General features: G+C 36.6%; 14 protein-coding genes. 6 read left to right on the forward strand and 8 right to left on the reverse strand.

Features of this window, described 5'->3' with window-relative positions:
• Nucleotides 1-6: 6 nt before the first annotated feature.
• The 7 genes from priA to COE49_RS21910 all read right to left on the reverse strand — a co-directional run bounded on the left by priA (nucleotide 7) and on the right by COE49_RS21910 (nucleotide 8,662).
• Complete coding sequence (priA, locus tag COE49_RS21880) at nucleotides 7-2,412, reverse strand: primosomal protein N' (RefSeq protein ID WP_088230145.1); 2,406 nt, start codon at nucleotides 2,410-2,412, stop codon at nucleotides 7-9.
• Nucleotides 2,409-3,614 (reverse strand): bifunctional phosphopantothenoylcysteine decarboxylase/phosphopantothenate--cysteine ligase CoaBC, encoded by a 1,206-nt coding sequence (gene coaBC, locus COE49_RS21885; protein ID WP_098253121.1) that lies wholly within the window; start codon nucleotides 3,612-3,614, stop codon nucleotides 2,409-2,411. Before coaBC ends, priA begins: the two co-directional genes overlap by 4 nt.
• Before the next feature lie 171 nt (nucleotides 3,615-3,785).
• Nucleotides 3,786-3,998, reverse strand: a complete 213-nt coding sequence (gene rpoZ, locus COE49_RS21890; RefSeq protein ID WP_088230147.1) for a DNA-directed RNA polymerase subunit omega — start codon at nucleotides 3,996-3,998, stop codon at nucleotides 3,786-3,788.
• A 2-nt stretch (nucleotides 3,999-4,000) separates the two neighbouring features.
• On the reverse strand, nucleotides 4,001-4,618 hold the full coding sequence (gene gmk / locus COE49_RS21895) for a guanylate kinase (RefSeq protein WP_001257740.1): 618 nt from the start codon (nucleotides 4,616-4,618) through the stop codon (nucleotides 4,001-4,003).
• A gap of 13 nt (nucleotides 4,619-4,631) precedes the next feature.
• Nucleotides 4,632-4,895 carry an extracellular matrix/biofilm regulator RemA gene (gene remA / locus COE49_RS21900; protein WP_001251456.1) on the reverse strand — a complete coding sequence of 88 codons (264 nt, stop codon included), beginning with the start codon at nucleotides 4,893-4,895 and terminating at the stop codon, nucleotides 4,632-4,634.
• A 68-nt stretch (nucleotides 4,896-4,963) separates the two neighbouring features.
• Nucleotides 4,964-5,839 (reverse strand): YicC/YloC family endoribonuclease, encoded by an 876-nt coding sequence (locus COE49_RS21905; RefSeq protein WP_088230148.1) that lies wholly within the window; start codon nucleotides 5,837-5,839, stop codon nucleotides 4,964-4,966.
• Between the two features lie 99 nt (nucleotides 5,840-5,938).
• Nucleotides 5,939-8,662, reverse strand: coding sequence for a calcium-translocating P-type ATPase, SERCA-type (locus tag COE49_RS21910; protein ID WP_088230149.1), 2,724 nt, complete (start codon nucleotides 8,660-8,662; stop codon nucleotides 5,939-5,941).
• A gap of 104 nt (nucleotides 8,663-8,766) precedes the next feature.
• Between COE49_RS21910 and COE49_RS21915 the strand changes: the two genes are divergently transcribed.
• The 3 genes from COE49_RS21915 (at nucleotide 8,767) to COE49_RS21925 (ending at nucleotide 12,480) form a co-directional block, all read left to right on the forward strand.
• Complete coding sequence (locus COE49_RS21915) at nucleotides 8,767-10,476, forward strand: Rqc2 family fibronectin-binding protein (RefSeq protein WP_088230150.1); 1,710 nt, start codon at nucleotides 8,767-8,769, stop codon at nucleotides 10,474-10,476.
• A 324-nt stretch (nucleotides 10,477-10,800) separates the two neighbouring features.
• Complete coding sequence (locus tag COE49_RS21920; protein WP_098946101.1) at nucleotides 10,801-11,871, forward strand: M24 family metallopeptidase; 1,071 nt, start codon at nucleotides 10,801-10,803, stop codon at nucleotides 11,869-11,871.
• An 84-nt stretch (nucleotides 11,872-11,955) separates the two neighbouring features.
• The gene (locus COE49_RS21925) at nucleotides 11,956-12,480 is read left to right on the forward strand and encodes a DinB family protein (protein ID WP_088230152.1); all 525 of its coding nucleotides are present in this window, start codon (nucleotides 11,956-11,958) and stop codon (nucleotides 12,478-12,480) included.
• A 32-nt stretch (nucleotides 12,481-12,512) separates the two neighbouring features.
• On the opposite strand, the gene COE49_RS21930 is transcribed toward COE49_RS21925, so the two are convergent.
• Nucleotides 12,513-12,881, reverse strand: a complete 369-nt coding sequence (locus COE49_RS21930; RefSeq protein WP_098946105.1) for a YoqO family protein — start codon at nucleotides 12,879-12,881, stop codon at nucleotides 12,513-12,515.
• Between the two features lie 183 nt (nucleotides 12,882-13,064).
• On the opposite strand from COE49_RS21930, the gene COE49_RS21935 reads away from it, so the two are divergent.
• The 3 genes from COE49_RS21935 to COE49_RS21945 all read left to right on the forward strand — a co-directional run bounded on the left by COE49_RS21935 (nucleotide 13,065) and on the right by COE49_RS21945 (nucleotide 15,572).
• Nucleotides 13,065-14,450 (forward strand): hypothetical protein, encoded by a 1,386-nt coding sequence (locus COE49_RS21935; protein WP_088230153.1) that lies wholly within the window; start codon nucleotides 13,065-13,067, stop codon nucleotides 14,448-14,450.
• 167 nt (nucleotides 14,451-14,617) lie between these two features.
• Complete coding sequence (locus COE49_RS21940) at nucleotides 14,618-14,872, forward strand: YbeF family protein (protein WP_098946102.1); 255 nt, start codon at nucleotides 14,618-14,620, stop codon at nucleotides 14,870-14,872.
• 22 nt (nucleotides 14,873-14,894) lie between these two features.
• On the forward strand, nucleotides 14,895-15,572 hold the full coding sequence (locus COE49_RS21945) for an HAD family hydrolase (protein ID WP_088230155.1): 678 nt from the start codon (nucleotides 14,895-14,897) through the stop codon (nucleotides 15,570-15,572).
• Nucleotides 15,573-15,609 lie beyond the last annotated feature (37 nt).

Consider the following 15,609-nt stretch of genomic DNA (forward strand, 5'->3'; position numbering starts at 1 on the left):
CCTCCGCTACATTAACATTGTTGGATTAAAATCAATTGAGATTTGTAGCTCTTTTTGCATTTCTGCTTGATAATGTTCATTTACCATTTTGAGCACGTTCTTTAAGTTTGGTTCCCGTTTGTATTTTATCATGCATTGATAACGATATCTATCTTTTATCCTTGGAATTGCTGAAGCAACTGGTCCTAATACCATTGTCTGCTGTGTGCAATGCATGCGCAATTGACCGACAATTTTTTCCGTCACTTGCACTGCCTTTAATAATTCCGGATGAGATACAGTTACAAGTACAACGTAGTAATAAGGTGGATATTGTCTCGTTCGTCTCATTTGCATTTCTTGGTCAAAGAACACATCATATTGTTGGTTCTTCGCTAACTCTATACTGTAATGTTCTGGCGTATACGTTTGAATTACAACTTCCCCTGGCAATTCATGTCTACCTGCTCGCCCACTCACTTGCGTCAATAACTGATATGTCTTTTCACTTGCCCGAAAATCGGGTAAGTGAAGCATCGTATCTGCAGTTAAAACTCCAACGAGCGTCACTTTCGGAAAGTCTAATCCTTTCGCAATCATTTGTGTTCCGAGTAATATATCTGCTTTTTCTTCCCCAAACGCCTTTAATAATTTTTCATGCATTCCTTTACGGCTTGTCGTATCTACATCCATTCGAATGACTCGTGCCTCTGGAAATAGTTTTGTAATTTCTTCTTCTACCTTTTGTGTACCTGTACCAAAGAAACGAATATATGTACTTTGACAAGCCGGGCACGCAGATGGCATATTCTCTTCGTAACTGCAATAATGACATTTTAAACGATGGTTCATTTTATGATATGTCAGCGAAATATCACAATGCGGACATTGTACAACATAACCGCAATCACGACACATAACAAATGTAGAATGACCTCTTCTATTTAAAAAGAGTACCATTTGTTCTTTCTTCTCTAATCGATCTGCTATTTTTTCATGCAATGCCTTGGAAAACATTGATCGGTTCCCATCACGAAGTTCCTCACGCATATCAACAATCTCTACAGTTGGTAAAGCTTGTTCATTCATACGTTTTTCCATCGTTAGCAGTTCATAAACACCCTTTTTGGCTCTTGCAAACGATTCAAGCGTAGGTGTTGCACTACCAAGAACGATAGGACATTTATGATATTGTCCTCTCCACACAGCTACATCTCTTGCATGATATCGCGGATTATCTTCTTGCTTATAACTCGATTCATGCTCTTCATCGATAATAATAATTCCTAAATTTTCAAAAGGAGCAAAGACAGCTGAACGCGCACCAACTACGACTTTTACTTCTTTTCTTAAAATCTTACGCCATTCATCATACTTTTCTCCAACAGACAGCGCACTATGAAGAACCGCAACTTGCGAGCCAAATCTACCTTTAAAACGATCTACCATTTGAGGCGTTAGCGCAATTTCAGGAACAAGTACAATAGCTTCTTTTCCTTTTTTGAGCACTGCCGCTATAGATTGTAAGTATACCTCTGTCTTTCCACTTCCTGTAACACCATATAGTAAAAATGGATTGTAAGTTTCATTTGTAATTGATGATAAAATCGGTGTAATGACTTGTTTTTGTTCCTCAGTAAGTGGAAATGGGTTCGTTTGTTCAAAATCATCATCGTCATACGGATTTCGGTATACTTCCACATACTTTTCTGAGATTAGCCCCTTTTTAACAAGTGCTTTTATTGGAGCATCTGTTATTTGTAATTCTTCTGTTATCACTTTCAATGGTACACTTTTATAATTTTCCACAAAATAATAGAGTACATCTTGTTGTTTTTTACTTTTCAGTTCAAATGCTGCCAATTCCAATTTATCTTCTGGCAACTCCGGCTGAACTACTCTTTGTTTCTTCTTCTGTACTTTATCCTTCACTTGATAAACGACTTCAATCGTGCCATTTTTAATTTCTTGTTGAATCGTGCGGTATAGATGTGGCTGCGCCTCGATAGCTTCCCAGTCTATCGCTTCTTTGTCCTGAAATAAAAACAGTAGTTCAGGTGCTACTTCTTCTTGTTTGCGAAGTTGTAGACGCTTTTTATACGTTGCTTTTATCGCCGTTGGAAGCATAACTTGAAAAGCTGAAATCATATAACATAACGTTTCACTTGTAAGCCAATATCCAAGCTTTAATAATTCCTCATTTAAAACCGGTGTTACATCTAATATTTCATGGATTGTCTTTAATTTTGTACTTTCTACATCAACCGAATCTTTAATCTCAATAATAAATCCTTGCAATTTCCTTGGGCCGAACGGAACAACTACACGCATTCCTGTCTGGACAATATCTTCCCATTTTTTAGGGATAATATAATCAAATGGGCGATCTGTCTGACGAGCCGGTACATCAACAATTACACTTGCAAATTTCATAAACGATCATCTTCCAACATCATTTCGATTTGCTTTAATATTTCACGAGCAACCTCTTTCTTTGTTAAAAGTGGCAACTCAATAACTTCTCCATCTTTTCTATACATTGTTACAATATTCGTATCTGTACCAAATCCAGCTCCTTGCGCCTTTACATCATTCGCAACAATCATAGTTGCATTTTTCTCACGTAATTTTTTCGTTGCGTATTCCTCTACGTTTGTTGTTTCAGCCGCAAAACCGATAAGTAACTGTTTGTCCTTCATCTCACCTAACGTTTTTAAAATATCTACTGTTCTCTCTAATTCAATTACAGCATCACCATTTTTCTTTTTCATTTTATTATCATGAACATATTTCGGACGATAATCTGCAACTGCTGCTGTTTTGATAACAACATCTACATTTTGATAAAGTTGAAGAACCGCTTCTAACATATCTTGTGCAGATTCCACTTGTATCGTTGTTACATGTAATGGAGGATTTAGTGCTGTCGGTCCTGAAACCAGGATGACATCCGCCCCTAATTTTGCTGCCTCCTCTGCGATTGCATATCCCATTTTCCCAGAAGAAAAATTCGTCATAAAGCGAACGGGATCAATCTTTTCGCGTGTCGGGCCAGCAGTTATTAATATTCTTTTTCCTTGCAATGGCTTTTGTTCCGAGAAAGCCTCCTCTAACCGTGCAATAATTGCTTCAGGTTCTTCTAATCTTCCTTTCGCTACATAACCACACGCTAAAAAGCCTTCCCCAGGCTCAATAAATGTATATCCTAACGTTTTTAACGTCATCATATTTTTTTGAACAATTTTATTTTCATACATATGCACATTCATAGCAGGTGCAATCCACACTGGAGCTATAGTAGCTAACAAAGTAGTTGTAATCATGTCATCCGCAATACCGCTAGCTAACTTTCCAATACAATTGGCTGTAGCAGGTGCAACAAGCACTACATCTGCCCAATCTGCTAAATCGATATGCGCAATAACAGCTGAGTCTTTCTCATCAAATGTATCTGTATATACATCATGGCGAGAAAGGGCTTGAAATGTAAGAGGCGTAACAAACTTCATTGCCGACTCACTCATCATTACTTTTACAATAGCACCAGCTTGTGTCAATTTACTCGTTAACGCAGCCGCTTTAAAAACCGCGATGCCTCCTGTTACACATAGAAGTATCTTTTTCCCTTTTAGCATATGACTCGTCCTCTTTCTTTTTCAAACTTATAATACCGAAATAGAATTTTCAGCTCGTCAGTACCAATATTTCATCCTATCGTAAAAAAATAACAACCTACTTGTAAATAGGTTGTTACCGTTACATAGAAAATTATATAGTCTATGTTTTTAATTGTCGAAGGCAAAGTCTTATTCAGCTACTTTATCTTCACTTGGTACGTATTTTAACACTTCTGCATCGATTTCTTCTAATGCTTTACCTACACATTTATGAGAAACAGGTTGTTCAATAACACAATTATTAGCAAGTTGCATTTCACGCGCACGCTTTGCAGCTACTGTTACAAGTGTATATTTAGAATCGATTTTTGTTAATAATGAATCAATTGATGGATTTAACATAATTATAGACCCTCCGTCATTTCTTTATAATATTTTGCTACTCTTTCGCGGCGGCAATGTTCGCCAACCACAATTGCTTTAATTCTTTCACAAGCTAATTCAACTTGGTCGTTTTCTACTACATAGTCGTAAGCATCCATCATTTCGATTTCCTCTTTCGCTACAGTTAAACGATTTTCAATAACATCTTCAGTTTCTGTACCACGACCGACAATTCGGTTCTTTAGCTCAGATAAACTTGGAGGTGCTAAGAAAATAAATACACCTTCTGGGAAAGCTTTCTTAACTTGAATTGCTCCTTGCACTTCAATTTCTAAGAATACATCTTTTCCTTCTTGTAATGTTTTTTCAACATAGTCAATCGGTGTTCCGTAATAATTACCTACGAACTCAGCCCATTCAAGTAATTTTTCATTACGAATCATTTCCTCGAATTCTTCTCTTTCTTTAAAGAAATAATCCACACCGTCTACTTCACCTTCACGTGGTTTACGTGTCGTTACTGAAATAGAGTATTGAAAACGTGTATCCTCATGGCTAAACAGCTCTTTTCGAACCGTTCCTTTTCCAACCCCAGAAGGTCCTGAAAGAACGATGAGCAATCCTCTTCTACTTCTCATAAATATGTAAAACCTACCCTTCCTCACTTAAATCTTCTTTATTATTCAAACGATGTGCAATCGTCTCTGGCTGAATTGGACTTAATACAACATGCCCATCATCCATAACAATAACCGCCCTTGTTTTTCTCCCATACGTAGCATCAAGTAAAGCATTATGTTCACGTGCTTCCTGTACTGTTCGTTTAATAGGAGCTGACTCCGGACTTACAATAGCAATAATTCGATGAGCAGATACAATATTTCCGTATCCAATATTTAAAAACCGCATGGCCATAGTTTGCGCCTCCTAGTAAGTCTATCCGATTTCTCCACCACGTATAACTTTATATATTTTTTTGAAAGCTACTCAATATTTTGTACTTGTTCACGAATTTTTTCAAGGTTATTTTTCATTTCTACCACATATTTTGAAATTGTTAAGTCATTTGCCTTAGAACCAATCGTATTAATTTCTCTATGCATCTCTTGCACGATGAAGTCCATTTTCCTTCCAACAGGCTCTTCAATCTGCAGTGTTTCACGAAATTGATCTAAATGACTTTGCAAGCGAACTAATTCCTCATGAATATCACAACGCTCTGCAAAGATTGCGACTTCTGTTAGCAATCTTTGTTCATCCAGATCCTGATTATGTAATTCTTTTAAGCGATTCTCTAATCGTTCACGATATTTTTGTGTAACAATGGGTGCATGTGGAATAATTGCATTTACACAATTGTGAATCTCTTGCAAACGATACGCTATATCTTTATGTAATCGTTCTCCTTCGCCATCCCTCATCGTTTTCAACATATGAGCAGCTTGGCGAACAGCCTCATATAAACTGTTCTCAAATTGTTCATTTACATTTTCTATTTCCTCAATTTCAGTCACTTCTGGCATTGCCATCAATCGCTCAAGTGTAATAGAATCTTGTAATTGAAATTTTCCTTTTATATCTTCCATAATCGATTGGTACTGCTCAAGAAGCGACCAATTCACACTTAATTTTCTTTCAACAAGCCCTTCACCCGTTATACTAATAGACACTTCAATACGTCCGCGGCGAACTTGTTCTGCAATTATTTTACGAATTTTGTCTTCAAATACCATCATTTGCTTCGGAAGTCGAATACTCATCTCTAGAAAACGGTGGTTCACCGATTTCATTTCTACTGTAATTTGAAAAGCATCACTTTCTACTTTCGATCTTCCAAACCCTGTCATACTAGAAATCATTTTTATCACATCCAAGCCATGAAATAACTCAATGAAAAAGGTAATAGAGACAAGGCTCTACTACCTTCTGTAAATTATATCACATTTTCATAACATTGACTATTTCAAGTTTAATCCCTTCTTATATAATATTGGCTTTTCCTTTTTCCCTTTTCTCCCTGTTAATAAAGAGCCTACTAGTAAGAAAGTTGGAATGGATGACAAACCTCCAATTAACAACCAATCTCTTGCTTGTATTGGCATCGTGCTAAAAATCGGTTGTAATGGTGGATAATATATAACAACGAGCATTAACAGTAATGAAATGATAACCGCCCCTACTAAATACACATTTCCAAACGGATTGCGGTGGAAAACAGAATGTTCACTTCGGCAATCAAATACATGAATAAGCTGCGCAAGTACCAACGTCGCAAATGCCACGGTTTGTGCATACTTTAGTTCATTTGGATGTTGATTATACGCAATAATAAACGCCACTAACGTTACTGCTCCGATGAGAAATCCACGGCTTATAATTTTCCACGCTAGCCCTCTAGCGAATACGCCTTCTTTCGGATGGCGCGGCGCCCTCTTCATCACATCTCCTTCAGCTTTATCCAGACCTAATGCCATCGCTGGTAAACCATCAGTAACTAAATTCACCCATAAAATTTGAATTGGAACCATCGGCAATGGTAACGCAAGTAACATTGCAAATAACATAACTAAGATTTCTCCAACATTTGATGCTAGTAAGTATCGAATAAACTTACGTATGTTCTCGTATATATTTCGACCTTCTTTAATTGCTGATTTTATCGTAGCAAAATTATCGTCTAGCAGAACGAGTGAAGATGCTTCTTTCGCAACATCTGTCCCTGTAATTCCCATCGCTATCCCGATATCTGCTGTTTTTATGGCTGGGGCATCGTTCACCCCATCACCTGTCATTGCTACTATATGTCCTTTATTTTGCAGCGCCTTAACAATTTTTAATTTATGTTCAGGTGATACACGAGCAAATACATACGTATCTTCTACAACATTTTCTAATTCCTCTACATCCATATTCGCAAGTTCTACCCCTTCAACAACGCGTCCACCAGTTGGTAAAACTCCTAACTGTTCTGCAATTGCCATTGCTGTCACTTTATGATCTCCTGTAATCATCACTGTTCGAATACCAGCTTCTTTACACTCTTTTACCGCCTGTTCTACCTCTGGTCTTGGCGGATCAATCATTCCTTGTATCCCGACTAACATAAAATCTTTTTCAACGTCTCTTTCGTGTTCAATAGAGTCAGTTGCTTTTAATGGCTTAAATGCAACTGCAATTGTTCGAAGTGCTTGACTGCCTAAACTATGAATAGCCGCCTGTACTTCTTTTCTATACAACTCACTTAATGGTTGCTGCCTATCCGCCCATAAGATCGTTTGACTCATTTGCAAAAGGACGTCTGGCGCTCCTTTTGTCACAACAAATTTTTTCCCCTCTCGATCTCGCACAATTACACTCATCATTTTTCGGGTCGAATCAAAGGGAAATTCACGAATAATTTCAAATTTCCCTTTCAATGCTTCACGCGTTATCCCCGCTTTCATCGCTGCAGCTACAAGCGCTCCTTCTGTTGGATCTCCATCTAATACATACGCCTTTTTCTTTTGAATAATATTTGCATTGTTACATAGTGAACCAAATGTAAGTAATTGATAAAGTGATTTTGTCTTAGCTGGATTAACTTCTTTTTCACCTTTCATAAAAGATCCATTAGGTTCGTATCCTTGCCCCGTCACTTTCCATAACTCTCCACCTGACCACATATGTGTTACCATCATTTTGTTTTGCGTCATTGTTCCTGTTTTATCAGAGCATATGACAGAAGCGCAACCTAACGTTTCTACAGCTGGTAACTTCCTTACTATTGCTCTCTTTTTTATCATGCGCTGTACACCAAGCGATAAAGCAACCGTAACGATTGCCGGTAATCCTTCTGGAATAGCAGCAACAGCTAACGACACGCCAGCTAAAAACATATGATATACTTCATTCCCTTGATACACACCAGCTAATACAACGAGCGCTGTCAAAATAAGAGCCACAATAATTAATATTTTTCCGAGTTGCTCTAATCTTCTTTGCAATGGTGTTTCCATTTGCTCTGCATTTTGCAACATATTTGCAATTTGGCCCATCGCTGTATTCATACCAGTTGCTACAACGACCCCTGTTCCAGATCCTCTCGTAATCATCGTACCCATAAAAGCCATATTTTTTTGATCTCCAATTGCAACATCTTGCCCTTGCAATGCTTCTACCTTTTTTTGCACTGGTACTGACTCTCCTGTCAAAGCAGATTCTTCAATATATAAACTCGATGCCTCAACGAGACGTACATCAGCCCCAATACGATCTCCACTGGAAAATTTAATAACATCACCTAAAACAAGCGCTTTAGATGGCGCCTTTACCCACTTTCCATTCCGCATCACAGTAACTTGCGGGGCGGCTAGCTCCTTTAGAGCTTCCAATGATTTTTCGGCCTTTCTCTCTTGAAAAAAACCTAGAATTCCATTGATAATAACAATGGCAACAATGGCAATAGAATCAATATATTCACCTAAGTAAGCAGAAACTATTGTTGCACCAAACAAAACAAGTACCATAAAATCTTTAAATTGCGCTAAAAATACCATGAGTGCCGAAGGCCTTTTCGCTTCATCTAATTCATTTGTACCAAATTTTTTGATTCGGCCCTCTGCTTCTTTCTCCGTAAGTCCAACCTTTACATTGGTATTCGTTCTTTCTTCTACTTCATGTGCCCGCATTCCATACCAGTTCATCCTGCTATCGACCTCCTGATTCCAGACATACTCTATTGAAAGCTTATTCAGCCTCGTCCAAAAAAATGCTATAATTAACTTTTAGTTAGAAAGGAGTGTTTTTTATGGCATTCGATGGATTATTTACAAGAGCGATTACACATGAAATTGCAAATTCTCTTTACACGGGAAGAATTTCAAAAATATATCAACCTTCAAAATACGAAATTTTATTACATATTCGAGCAAACGGAAAAAATCAAAAACTGATTCTTTCCGCTCATCCGACATATGCACGTTTACACTTAACAAATCAAAATTACGATTCACCTGCACTTCCGCCAATGTTTTGTATGCTTCTCCGCAAGCATCTAGAAGGTGGTTTCATTGAAAAAATTGAACAAATTGATTTAGAACGTATTATTCAAATCACAGTACGCAGCAGAAATGAAATTGGTGATGAATCGCTAAAAACATTAGTAATTGAAATCATGGGTCGACATAGTAACATCATTTTAGTAGACACAAAAACAAATAATATTTTAGATAGCTTAAAACACGTTTCTTTAGCAGTAAACCGACATCGAACTGTATATGCCGGAGCTGAATATATTGCACCGCCCGCACAACACAAAATTAACCCACTTCAGATTGAAACGGATGATGAATTTATTAGACCTCTAGACTTTCTATCTGGAAACATGGATAAACAGCTCGTCGGCACTTTTACGGGAATCTCACCGTTATTCGCAAAAGAAGTAGTAAACAAAGCAGGTATGGTAAATGAAAAAGCTTTATCTGAAGCATTTTTCTCCATACAAAAACCATTACTAACTCATACATATACACCAGCAATGATTACTGCAAACGGGAAAGAATTCTTTTATCTTTTCCCTCTTGCGCACTTAGCAGGAGAAGAGAAAACATTCTCATCTGTAAGTGAATTGTTAGATCGCTTCTTCTTCGGTAAAGCAGAGCGCGATCGTGTAAAACAACAGGCGCATGATTTAGAACGCTTTATGCAAAACGAAAAAAATAAAAATGAGAAAAAGCTTATAAAACTAGAAAAAACATTACAAGATGCCGGAAAAGCAGATAAATATCAACTATTTGGAGAGCTACTTACAGCCAATATGTACGCTTTAAAAAAAGGTGATAAAGATATTGAAGTCGTTAACTATTACGATGAAAATGGCGGAACTGTAAAGATCACATTAGACCCTTTAAAAACGCCATCTGAAAATGCACAACGCTATTTCCAAAAGTACCAAAAAGCGAAAAATTCAGTTGTTGTTGTAGAAGAACAAATCGAAAAAACAAATGAAGAAATTCTTTATTTTGATAGTTTACTGCAACAAATGGAAGCTGCTTCTTCAAAAGATATTGAAGAAATTCGCGAAGAATTAGCTGAAGAAGGGTATATGCGTAATCGTAAAACGAAAAACGCAAAGAAAAAGCCTACAAAACCAGTATTAGATAAATATTTAGCAAGTGATGGTACAGAGATTTTCGTTGGTAAAAACAATAAACAAAATGATTATTTAACAACGAAATTCGCCCGTCGCGATGAAATTTGGTTACATACGAAAGACATACCTGGCTCTCACGTTGTCATTCGTTCTTTAGAACCTGCTGAAGAAACTTTACTAGAAGCTGCAAAAATTGCCGCTTATTACAGTAAAGCAAAAGAGTCTAGCTCTGTACCTGTTGATTTCACAAAAATACGCCATGTGAAAAAACCGAGTGGTGCAAAACTTGGTTTTGTTACGTACGACAATCAGCAAACCGTATATGTAACACCTGACGCTGACACTGTAATGAAATTAAAAGCGTAAATGCAAAAAATGCGTTGCTTATATGCAACGCATTTTTTATTCGTTCCTATACCCATTCACTAATTCATAGCATCTTTCTTGTCATTTTATATATTTTCAAAAAAATTGACAGTGTCAATCTACATCTGTATAAATTTTTTTACAGTATATAAATACAGTGCCCCAAAAATCAATGTTTTTTTATCCCCTACTAATTATTAAAGCAACCTGGATGTTATAAGTATCCCGCCTCTCACAAATAGCTGGCTACTTTTTATTTTCTCTACAATATATATTTTGGCACGCTATTTGCTTTATTCAATACTGTGAATAGGGGGAATTAACATGACTTTAAAAATTAATAAAATCCAAAATCAGCTACAAAACTATGAAATTGACGGATTACTTATTACAAAAAAAGAAAATCGCCAATATGCAACAGGCTTTACAGGTAGTGCTGGCGTCGTCTTAATCTCTAAGAATAAAGCTGTTTTTATAACTGATTTTCGCTATGTAGATCAAGCGAAATCACAAATAAAAGATGCTGAAATTATAATGCATAAAGGAAATTTAGAAAAAGAAATTGCAAATCAAGTATCGAAATTAAATATTCAAAAACTTGGAATTGAAGAAAATAACATGACATTGCAACAATATAAAAACTTACAAAAATACGTACATGCGGAAATGATTCAAGTGTGCGAAATCATTGAAAATATTCGTCTTATTAAAGACACGCCTGAAATAGAAACAATGAAAGTCGCAGCTCATATCGCGGATGAAGCATTTCACCACATCCTTACGTTTCTAAAACCAGGAATAAGTGAAAATGATGTCCGAGATGAATTAGAATTTTTCATGCGAAAAAAAGGTGCTACGTCCTCATCATTTCAAATTATTGTAGCTTCTGGTGTTCGTTCTTCTCTTCCTCATGGCGTTGCATCAAATAAAATAATCGAGCAAGGTGACATTGTCACATTAGATTTCGGTGCACTTTACGACGGATATTGTTCCGATATAACACGTACTGTAGCAATCGGTGAACCATCAGAAGAGTTCAAAAAAATATACAATGTTGTACGCGAAGCATTAAAACGCGGGACTGAAGCAATTAAACCTGGAGAAACTGCGAAAAGTATCGATGATGTAACAAGAAACTACATTACAGATTGTGGATATGGTCAATATTTTGGTCACTCTACAGGGCACGGTCTCGGCTTAGAAATACATGAACCTCTTCGCCTATCCCAAGAAAGTAAAGCTACATTAGAAGAAGGTATGGTTGTTACAGTTGAACCAGGTATTTACATACCGAACTGGGGCGGTTGTAGAATTGAAGACGATATCGTCATTACAAAAGACGGATATGAGGTTATTACAACATCAAATAGAGAGCTAATTGTTATTCCTTGTTAATATTATCAAATTTTTTACAGGATTTTTTCTTTACATATAGAATCCCTTATCTGGAGTATTTGTTTAAAAGAGGGGGAATTTTAATTGAATTTTGTAATTGATAAAATAGATGGTTTACAGCCTGAATTTTCAAAACTTGTTTCCATGATGAATTACGCTCGCTATACAACAATGCAGGCTGCCCAAGGCTTAACAATTGAAGAACTTGATTATTTGTATGACGATGACGCAAACTCAATTGGTATGCTTTTGTACCATATGGCCGCTATTGAATTTTACTACCAAATTCATACCTTTGAAGATCGTGAACCGACAGATGCTGAATTAGAGCGTTGGTTGCCTGCTATTGAGTTAGGGGATCTTGGACGAGAAAAAATAAAAGGAAACTCCATAGAATTTTACATTCATACATTACAAGAAGTACGCTCTAAAACAATTGAAACATTTCAATCTTTACCTGATGAATGGCTATTTAAAACGACAGACTTTTGGTATGACAAACCAGCTAACAACTACTTTAAATGGTTTCACGTTTTTGAAGATGAAATCAATCATCGCGGACAAATTCGTTTAATTAAAAAGATGCAAAAAGCTCATGCAGTAAAATGAGAAAATGCCACCGAATAAGGTGGCATTTTCTTTTATTCATTAACGAAAAGCTTTTCGTTTACTGTTTTAGTGACTACCACTACCAACATTAAAATGCATATTAAATATAGCAATTTCGCAATAAACAACCACCCTTGAAACATTACAATTTCATCTATTATCTCATTTCCTCTCAATATCAAAAACGGTATCGTGCTAATTATTATAACAAACTCGATGCTGAAAACAATTTTCTTTTTGGGGCTATATGATTTCCATTCATTCCAGCGATACATAGGTGCAAAAATCAATACTCCTATACATAATATAACTGGTACCCATTCACTTTTAAAAAATTGCCCTGAAATAACTGATAATAGTAAACAAACGAGCACACCATAATATCCTATTTTCTCTCTCATTCGTACTCCCCCATTATACCTCTCTTTAAATTCCATTTTTAGGATTAATTGTATTGTATCATCCATTTTTACACCTTACCATTACAGTACATGAAATTTCACTTTTTTTCTTTTCCCTATACTCACATACTTTCACTGCTTTCATACAATACACTACACGAATGCCTAAAGGATGTGACTGTTATGGGAGTTGAATTAACGCTATTACACGCTCTCTATGTTCTTTGTTTACTCACTATTATTACCTTCTTTATTCTCAGGAAAGATACGACGATTATTTGTATCGTTTTTATCTTTTTATTAGCATTAACCGCAACAAGTTCTATCCCTCTTGCCATTAGCGGGATTTTCCAAAGTTTCATTTACGCCATTACCGAACTATTACCAACTATATTAATCATCTCCATTATCGTATCCATGAGTAATCTACTCGTTCATACCGGCATAAATGATACGATGATTTCACCATTTACAAAAATGATTCGAACACCTACACTCGCCTACTGGATTATCGGTCTTTTAATGATGACAATTTCTTTCTTCTTTTGGCCTTCTCCAGCTGTCGCCTTAATGGGAGCTATTTTATTACCAGTCGCTGTACGCGTCGGTCTGCCGCCAATTGGGGTTGCGATTGCTATGAATTTATTCGGACACGGCATCGCCTTATCAGGTGACTTCGTTATTCAAGGCGCTCCGAAATTAACAGCAGATGCTGCTGGTCTCCCTGTTTCCAGCGTCGTATCTGCAAGTGTTCCCCTCGTTATCGTTATGGGCGTTGTTACAACTTCCTTCGCTTTTTTCTTCTTGCGAAAAGAATTTCATACTGGACTATCGTTGCAAGACTCTGTTTCATCAACTGAATCATCTAAAACTACTATTTTATTATCTCCTCGCATAAAGAAATGGCTCGCTATATGTATCCCTATCATCTATATCCTTGATATCCTTTGCATGATTCAATTTAAACTACAAGGAAGCGATGCTACAGCACTTATCGGCGGGACGACTGTTATTATGATTATCATCATTTCTCTCATCGCCTACAAAGGAAAGGGACTGAATAAAACGACCGATTATTTTATAGAAGGGCTCCAATTTGGATTTAAAATTTTCGGCCCAGTTATTCCAATTGCTGCACTTTTTTATTTAGGAGATAGTGGATTTGTAAAAATTATTGGAGACTATTTACCAAAAGGTTCACACGGAATTATTAACGACTTAGGAATCGCTTTATCTCAAACCGTTCCTTTAAACCAATATGTATCGGCAGGAACATTAACTATCGTTGGTGTCATTACCGGTTTAGATGGATCTGGCTTTTCCGGTATATCACTTGCTGGATCGATTGCCAACCTTTTCGGAACAGCACTTGGGCATGGAACAGCTACCTTAACAGCACTCGGACAAATCGCTGCCATATGGACTGGGGGCGGAACGTTAATTCCTTGGGCACTTATTCCTGCCGCTGCCATTTGCAAAGTGGATCCATTTGAACTTGCACGCCGAAACTTTTTACCGGTTGTTATCGGTTTAATCGTCACCACTATCGTTGCGATGTTTATTCTGTAACGTAAGCAAGTGTTCTCTTGCTTACGTTTTTTCATTGTAAAATTCATCATGAATTACTGGTTTTCAAAAGGGATTCGTTATCACTTAGCGAAATTATATTAGGAGAGTATTTATTCCAAAACGTTTACGAGAAACAGATTACTGCAATTAGAAAAGGGGACATAACTATGAATGAATTGATTTTCGTCTTATTAATTTGTCCATCACTTATCTTTATCGTTTCTGTTATTGGAACACGCAAGACGAAAATGTATTACGTAATGCCTATTGTAACGTTTGCTAGTTTTTTAATAATAGGTGTTATCGCCTTTACTCCAAAATTTTTCTTTTGGGTTGGCATGTACAGCATCTTCTCATTTATTGTTTCTTACATGACTCTCTTGTTTGTGAGAGGATATGAGGTTGTGGAAAACGCTAAATAGTTGTTAGCAAGGAGATTGTCATATGGTTTTCTTTGATATTGATGGAACTTTACTTGATTACGACACTGCTGAGAAAAATGGTATCTCACATTTCTTCCAAAAGTATAAAGATATTTTTTCAGGAAACGAATTAGAGGCTATGAAGCTATGGCATGAATTATCCGAAGAATATTTCAACAAATTTTTATCCAAGGAATTATCTTTTCAAGAACAACAATGGGTGCGAATGTATCATTTATTTAAAGCATTTGGAGTAAACTTATCACCTTGGGAATCTCAGCACAGATTCAAGCAATATATAGAACTATATAAGAACAACTGGACTCCATTTGAAGATGTACACTATACATTACAAACTTTGCAACAAGGAGGACACTTATTAGGTATCATTAGTAATGGTGACTATGAACAGCAAGTCGAAAAATTAACTGCGCTAAACATCCTACAATATTTCAAATATATTTTCACTTCAAGTGAAATTGGTATATCGAAGCCAGACCCAGTAATCTTTCAAAGGGCCGTATTGCAATCGAATCTTGCAATAAAAGATTGCTATTATGTTGGCGATCGATTAGAAACGGATGCAATTAGTAGTACAACAGCTGGAATGCACGGAATATGGTTAAATAGGAACAACTCGTTGCAAAAATACGATATACCCACTATACGTTCTTTACATGAAATTTTAGCAATTATATAAAAAGACGACCGCGTTCCCCCGCAGTCGTCTTTTTTCG

This window comes from Bacillus sp. AFS029637 (assembly GCF_002584985.1).
In the GTDB taxonomy this organism is placed as follows: Bacteria; Bacillota; Bacilli; order Bacillales; family Bacillaceae_G; genus Bacillus_A.

What these genes read in the sequence shown, in the direction of transcription:
- rpoZ (WP_088230147.1), bottom strand. Translation starts at nt 3,998, where the DNA reads ATGTTAAATCCATCAATTGATTCATTATTAACAAAAATCGATTCTAAA.
- priA (WP_088230145.1), bottom strand. Translation starts at nt 2,412, where the DNA reads ATGAAATTTGCAAGTGTAATTGTTGATGTACCGGCTCGTCAGACAGAT.
- COE49_RS21935 (WP_088230153.1), top strand. Translation starts at nt 13,065, where the DNA reads ATGGGAGTTGAATTAACGCTATTACACGCTCTCTATGTTCTTTGTTTA.
- COE49_RS21945 (WP_088230155.1), top strand. Translation starts at nt 14,895, where the DNA reads ATGGTTTTCTTTGATATTGATGGAACTTTACTTGATTACGACACTGCT.
- remA (WP_001251456.1), bottom strand. Translation starts at nt 4,895, where the DNA reads ATGGCCATGCGGTTTTTAAATATTGGATACGGAAATATTGTATCTGCT.
- COE49_RS21905 (WP_088230148.1), bottom strand. Translation starts at nt 5,839, where the DNA reads ATGATTTCTAGTATGACAGGGTTTGGAAGATCGAAAGTAGAAAGTGAT.
- COE49_RS21915 (WP_088230150.1), top strand. Translation starts at nt 8,767, where the DNA reads ATGGCATTCGATGGATTATTTACAAGAGCGATTACACATGAAATTGCA.
- gmk (WP_001257740.1), bottom strand. Translation starts at nt 4,618, where the DNA reads ATGAGAAGTAGAAGAGGATTGCTCATCGTTCTTTCAGGACCTTCTGGG.
- COE49_RS21930 (WP_098946105.1), bottom strand. Translation starts at nt 12,881, where the DNA reads ATGAGAGAGAAAATAGGATATTATGGTGTGCTCGTTTGTTTACTATTA.
- COE49_RS21910 (WP_088230149.1), bottom strand. Translation starts at nt 8,662, where the DNA reads ATGAACTGGTATGGAATGCGGGCACATGAAGTAGAAGAAAGAACGAAT.
- COE49_RS21920 (WP_098946101.1), top strand. Translation starts at nt 10,801, where the DNA reads ATGACTTTAAAAATTAATAAAATCCAAAATCAGCTACAAAACTATGAA.
- COE49_RS21940 (WP_098946102.1), top strand. Translation starts at nt 14,618, where the DNA reads ATGAATGAATTGATTTTCGTCTTATTAATTTGTCCATCACTTATCTTT.
- coaBC (WP_098253121.1), bottom strand. Translation starts at nt 3,614, where the DNA reads ATGCTAAAAGGGAAAAAGATACTTCTATGTGTAACAGGAGGCATCGCG.